Origin of the sequence: Thiocapsa sp., assembly GCF_011390875.1 — a bacterium.
In the GTDB taxonomy this organism is placed as follows: Bacteria; Pseudomonadota; Gammaproteobacteria; order Chromatiales; family Chromatiaceae; genus Thiocapsa.
In genome coordinates this window covers 1-5,525 of the sequence record NZ_JAABRP010000258.1, presented here as the reverse complement: position 1 = coordinate 5,525, position 5,525 = coordinate 1, and the positions used below count along the sequence as shown (strand labels likewise).

Here is a 5,525-nt window from a genome sequence, read left to right as displayed (position 1 = left end):
CATGGGCCGAGCGTTGCGGACGGAATCCGTACGAACAGTCGCAGAAGTCCGCCTCGAAGATCGGTTCCACCACCAGCTTGAACGCCATCTGCACGATCCGATCCCGGACCGTGGGAATCCCCAACGGGCGCTCGCTGCCATCCGGCTTGGGTATCCAAACCCGACGCACGCCGTCCGCGCGATACGTCTTCTGTTCCAGTTCCTTGCGCAGTGTCGCCAAGTAGGCGTCTTTTCCGATTCCTGCCTCGATGGCCTTGAACGTGACACCGTCGATTCCCGGTGCCCCGCGATTGGCACGAACGCGCTCATAGGCATGACTCAGAATGTCCGCCCGAGAGAGCTTGTCGTACAAGGCATAGAAGCGGAACGCCGGCTCTTGCTTGGCCTTGGCGTAGAGCTTCCGCTGCAGCGTCCTGATCGATTCGGGAGTTGTTAGCGACATGGCCGCAATCTCCTGATCCTCCGCGCTTTGGTTGCATGCACAAAGTAGGGCTCCTTTCCTCGGGTCGGGTTATGTTGTCCCTGACCCTCGAACGGTACTATGAGCCCCTCCGACTCCCGTCACGGCCCGCATCGACTTCGGACTCGCCTTATACGACGCGGTAGGCGGTTCCGGGCCGCCACCGTCACGGGTCTCCCGCACTGGGACCGATCAACTTCCACCACATGCCACCCCTGCTACCCCGGAAGAACCGGCGAGACGCTCTCGTTGTCTGGTCCCGCCGACGGCGGCCTTCCCCTTCTGACCACAGGGTCGGCTTCTTCGATTAAGTGACGAGGCTACATCCAGGTTCGCTTGCGCTGCGGCCTGCGGTTTTGCACCCGCGAAACTCACGACCCTTGGTTACCCAAACGCCGCTCCGGGGCACTACAATGGTGTACGAGCAACTCCATCGGCTGGACTTCAACCAGCAAGTTAATCAGCCTGTTACGGCGTACGGTCAAGTCTTGAAATCACGCACTGCGAAGGGGCATCGGGGAGTGGCCGGCCTACTCAAAAACCCGATGCCTCTCTTTGAAGGGTGCCGGAAGGATGTTGCACGTCTAGCCTTTAGGAGGCGACGAGCACGGTCTGAATCCGGGAGAATGCGGCAGAATTGGGTCAAGACTTGATCCCGATGCCCGCACGATCAACGTCGGCATCGCGGATGCACCGCCCGCGTGGATCGGCGGGGGAGTCGTCGGCACGATCGAGCTTCTTGCGCGGAGCCTACGCACCGGAGGGATCATCCTCATCGGCGAGCCCTACTGGCGGCAGTTAGCGCCGACGGAAGAGGCTGCCAAGGGGTGTCTTGCCAACTCAATCTCCGACTTTCTCATGCTTCCGTGCTTCGGGGCAGGGTGGGTGGAGTGCATCGATGGCGATCTCGACATCCTGCTCGCGGCCTTGTTCGGCGACGGGAGCGCCGGGGAGACCATCGACGACGCTCTGGAACAAGCACTGGAGGGTAGGGCGGAACTCCTGCGGCAACTGCGAACGCAAGGAGAGGGGAGGGCGCACCGTACCCTGCATTGAAGGTTATCCCCAGATCCTGTGTGTAACCTTGTGCGGAAACCCGGGTGATGGACCCTAAGCCTGCGTAGCCGCAACGGATGTCCGTCACCGGTCAATTTTTGACCGCCACGAAGGACCGCAGTGTGCGACCCTGAAGGTACGAGGATCAGTACAGACCGCTCGCGACATCCCATCTGCTTTACGCCAGTCTGACCGACCACCTGACCGACGCGGTTCTTACAGACGGCGAGGTGCGGAAAAACCACCGTCCGGATGAGTGGCCCATCACGCGCTGTCTGCTACACCACTGGCGGATTCAGCCTTGCTACGCTGCCAGTGGTCATGGGTCCGGCGCGCGTACCGGTACCCATCCACCACGGTGAAGTACATCAACAAGGGTAGCGTCAGGCCCAACCCGACAACTACCGCCGCCTGGGCGACAGCGCCGAATGAAACATTCAGACCGAACAGGGAGAGCAATGCATTCAGCGGATAGTTCACGATCAAGTATGCCAAAGACCAGCTCAGCACCACGACCAGCGTCAACACGGCTACAACCAAAATCGTGCCCAGCAGCGACGCGAGAAGCAGGAAAACGGGCAATGTCAGGTTCACAACAGCAGATCTTGCCTTATCAACCAAAGAGACGGTTCGACTAGGCTCAGCAGTCCTCTGAGGGAGCCCAAGCCCGAGTGACAGATCCTCCTGGAACCGCGGGTGCCGGAAGTAGGCGGTGTGCGCCTTCGCCAAGTTGCCAAGATCGCGCAGACGGATGTTCTCGACGGGACCCCATGACTTAAATCGGCGCAGATAGCCCGACACCAAGTCAAGCGGCGAATGGTAGTTGCGCCAACGCAGTTGCTTGCCCTCAGCGAGCGCCTGATCGTGGCGCTGGATCTGCGGAATCGCGAGCTCGGGACGAAGCGAGCCCGACCAAATGAACAACACCTTTTCAAGAGGGGACCCCAGCGTATACAGGTGCGTGATGGGTACGGCTTGCCCGCCGGATGGCGCCGATGCACTGTAATAGCCCAAGCCCTGGTAGGCGATCACGGTGCCCAGACTGTGAGCGACGATCTGGATCTCGCTGCATCCATCTGCCGCTGCCTGCGCTGCGACATCCCGAAAACGGTCGATGATACGGTCCGCGGCATCGCGCAGCGGTGAGAGTGGCTTCACCCAGCCGGTGAAGGAATGCATGTAGTTCGAGACATCCGCAACCACCTGATCCATGACTTCGGCGTGCCAACGTTGCGGAAGCAACTCGTAGATCGGCGTGAAGACAAGCTGAACGAAGACCAGTTGCAGCGTGCGCGCGATCACTAGCCAACGCGGATACTCCTCCGTGGTGAGCCATCCGCACTTGGCATTCAACCAGGGATACCAGGACGTCTCTGCCAACCAGACCTTGTTGAAGGTCCCCGAGACTTGCTCGCCGGCCAGCAGATCAGCCCAGGCAACTTCATATACCCGGACCGTCTGCTCCACCGTATGCAGGGTCGCCCGAGTCAATCCCTGCTCAACCATCTCTCGAACGGTAAGCGCTTGCCCTGATTCTGTTTTAAGCTCAATAAGAGGGCATCGGTGGAGAATTCCTCCCACGCATTGACCGATCGTCTCACCCGACCGCTGAGAGCCGATACCGTGAACAACAATCAGTGCGATGTCTCTATCCACGGCTAGCCTCGCCAAAAGATGGCCACGGACGACGATGAGTCGTCATCCTGGTAGGTCGCTCCGGGGCTGGGATCGTCCAACATCACCGGAGACCGCCCCCGAGCAGCCACCTCAGGACCTCTGTGCGGCCGTAAGTCTTGGTTGTCCCGGGATCGACCTCTTGTCCCGGCATCGGTCTTGCGGTCACGTCGTGAACGACACCTGTTTCTCGATTTCCTCTTTCAACCGCGCCAACTGCGCACGCAGCTCGCGCATCTCGTAGTCTCCAACGTCGTTCTCCCTGCAATTCGGCGCGGGCAAATCGGCGATCGGTGTTGGTGGGGCGAGCGGATGACGGATCCTTATAGCCACCGACTGGATTCTCCGCAACCACAGCGCTTGGCCGGATCAGGCGGTCGTCAGGGCATTTTGTATAACACATCTTATGTCAAGTCACGTACTCAGGCATATCAAGCCCTGCGCCATGACCCGAATTGACATAAACCGATGAACCAGAGACGTCCGGCCGGGAGACGCCATCGCGCCCGAGCTCGCCCGGATGATGGTCGCACCCTCCGGACCACATCCCGCGTCATCGACCCGAAATCGACGTTTGAGGATTCAGCCGGAATGCGGTATGTGTGCGAGTCAGGCGGCAACCCGCCAAAAGGCCCAGCCGAATCACCTTCCGAGGAGAGCCGAGCATGCCGCGACGAGGCCGTCACCGTCCGTCCGTCGTCACCTGGCGCGAGTACCTCCGCCAAGTGTTCGATCATGAGGGGTTCCCGACGTTTCCCGATCTGAATCTGCTCGCCGAAGGCGATTCCTGGTTCACCATCAGCGGCCTACCCCCCTACAACCTCCTCTTCGAGCTTCGTTTCCGCAAGCACACCCGAATCGTCAACTGCGGCACGCCGGGCGACACCATCGTCAGCATGGCCAGCATTGGCCGAAGCCAGCAGCTGCGCGAGGCCCTCTCGCCGGGGATCAAGCGCTGGGATGCCATCCTCCTGAGCGGCGGCGGCAATGATTTGATCAACGCGGCCGGCAATATTGTCCTGCCCAAGAGAGACCGACCGACCAACCCCGGCAACCCCGCCGACTATTGCGACCCTGCCGCACTCGCTGCGCTCCTCGAAGACGTCCAAGACGGATATCGGCGCATCGCCGCCATGCGCGACGTCCCCGGTGGCCCGAGCCGCGGGGTGCCGATTCTCGCCCATACCTATGACTACGCCACGCCCCGCGACGCGCCGGCCATCTTCGGGAGCCTCGGTCCCTGGCTCCATCGGGCGTTCAACGATCGGGAGATTCCGCCTGGCGACCGGGTCGCACTCGCCGACTACCTGACCGATCGCTTGGCCAACGGACTCCTGGCGCTCACCGCCGGGACGCATCGAATCCTCGATCTGCACGTGGTGGACACCCGCGGTACCCTAACCCGAGCCGCGCTCGGGCACCGCGGCGACAGCCACGACTGGCAGAACGAGATCCACCCCAACGGCGGCGGCTACGAGAAGCTCGCCAAGCGCATCGAGCCGGTCCTCGAGGGGCTGCTGGGTCACTGACGCCGACGATAGGGCGGGCGTGACGCCGTGATGCGCTCCGGCGCCGACGGCTCTTGCCGTGCACACCCCGGGGAAGAGCGTGCCATCAAGCCAACCCGGCACCTACGCCGTGCTCTTGTCACCGAGCCATCAAGGACCCGTCACGATCGGACGACTCGGAGACCTGATGCTGGGCACCGATTGCTTCATCTACGTCGGCAGCGCGCTCGGCCCCGGCGGGATCGCCGCACGTTGCAGACATCACCGTCGGATCGCCACGCGCCCACACTGGCATTTGGACTATCTGCGACCCCATTGCGAGATCATCGGGTACTGGATCGCCTATGGCACCGAACGACGCGAGCACGCCTGGGCACAGGCTTTGGGCCGCCTCCCCGGAGCGCGCCGACCACTCCCCGGCTTCGGTTCGAGCGACTGCGATTGCCCGGCCCACCTCGTCGAGCTGGACGCCGCACCGCAGCCCGAGACCTTGATACGCGTCCTGGGACCAGGCACCGCGTGGATTCCCGATCTGTCATGATTCTACCGACGGGCCCCTACCCTCGGTGCGACCGATTGCCGCAGACACGGTAACCACCAACTGGATTAGTGCGTCATGACCAAAATCATCCTGCGAATCCCCGAGGGCACCGAATGGCCGGTCATCGGCCGAAACCCGAAGAACGGCGACCTGATCCTCCGGCCCGGCTTCCTGATCGAAGCAGCCGAGGCATCCGGTTGCACCTTGTACGACGACGGCACCAACCGACCACTCTTCACGGAAGACATGATCGCTACGCTGCTCCTGGAGTGGTACCGAGAACGTC

Annotated in this window: 6 protein-coding genes and 2 pseudogenes; 5 read left to right on the top strand and 3 right to left on the bottom strand. The window is 62.0% G+C overall.

Annotation, left to right across the window (positions count from 1 at the left end; genetic code table 11):
- Positions 1-442 (bottom strand): annotated as a pseudogene (locus GPT33_RS16560) (reverse transcriptase domain-containing protein); the annotation flags it as partial.
- Positions 443-1,135: 693 nt separating this feature from the next.
- On the opposite strand from GPT33_RS16560, the pseudogene GPT33_RS18920 reads away from it, so the two are divergent.
- Together GPT33_RS18920 and GPT33_RS16555 are read left to right on the top strand one after the other, a co-directional pair.
- Positions 1,136-1,327, top strand: a pseudogene (locus GPT33_RS18920) (SAM-dependent methyltransferase); the annotation flags it as partial.
- Entirely contained in the window at positions 1,319-1,516 is a 198-nt protein-coding gene (locus tag GPT33_RS16555) for a hypothetical protein (protein WP_296811071.1), read from the top strand. The pseudogene GPT33_RS18920 and the gene GPT33_RS16555, both read left to right, overlap by 9 nt.
- Positions 1,517-1,780: 264 nt before the next feature.
- On the opposite strand, the gene GPT33_RS16550 is transcribed toward GPT33_RS16555, so the two are convergent.
- A complete protein-coding gene (locus GPT33_RS16550; RefSeq protein WP_296811068.1) occupies positions 1,781-3,172 on the bottom strand; it encodes a hypothetical protein in 1,392 nt (463 codons plus the stop codon).
- A 183-nt stretch (positions 3,173-3,355) separates the two neighbouring features.
- A complete protein-coding gene (locus GPT33_RS16545) occupies positions 3,356-3,523 on the bottom strand; it encodes a hypothetical protein (RefSeq protein WP_296811066.1) in 168 nt (55 codons plus the stop codon).
- Positions 3,524-3,855: 332 nt separating this feature from the next.
- On the opposite strand from GPT33_RS16545, the gene GPT33_RS16540 reads away from it, so the two are divergent.
- From GPT33_RS16540 to GPT33_RS16530, 3 genes are all read left to right on the top strand, one after another.
- The gene (locus GPT33_RS16540) at positions 3,856-4,719 is read left to right on the top strand and encodes a hypothetical protein (RefSeq protein WP_296811063.1); all 864 of its coding nucleotides are present in this window, start codon (positions 3,856-3,858) and stop codon (positions 4,717-4,719) included.
- Positions 4,720-4,798: 79 nt separating this feature from the next.
- Positions 4,799-5,239 carry a GIY-YIG nuclease family protein gene (locus tag GPT33_RS16535; RefSeq protein ID WP_296811060.1) on the top strand — a complete coding sequence of 147 codons (441 nt, stop codon included), beginning with the start codon at positions 4,799-4,801 and terminating at the stop codon, positions 5,237-5,239.
- A 75-nt stretch (positions 5,240-5,314) separates the two neighbouring features.
- On the top strand, positions 5,315-5,525 hold a 211-nt coding region (locus GPT33_RS16530), incomplete at its 3' end, for a hypothetical protein (protein WP_296811057.1).

Bases quoted from the DNA above. Each gene is read 5' to 3' on its own strand.
- GPT33_RS16540 (WP_296811063.1), top strand. From the start codon at position 3,856: ATGCCGCGACGAGGCCGTCACCGTCCGTCCGTCGTCACCTGGCGCGAG.
- GPT33_RS16555 (WP_296811071.1), top strand. From the start codon at position 1,319: ATGCTTCCGTGCTTCGGGGCAGGGTGGGTGGAGTGCATCGATGGCGAT.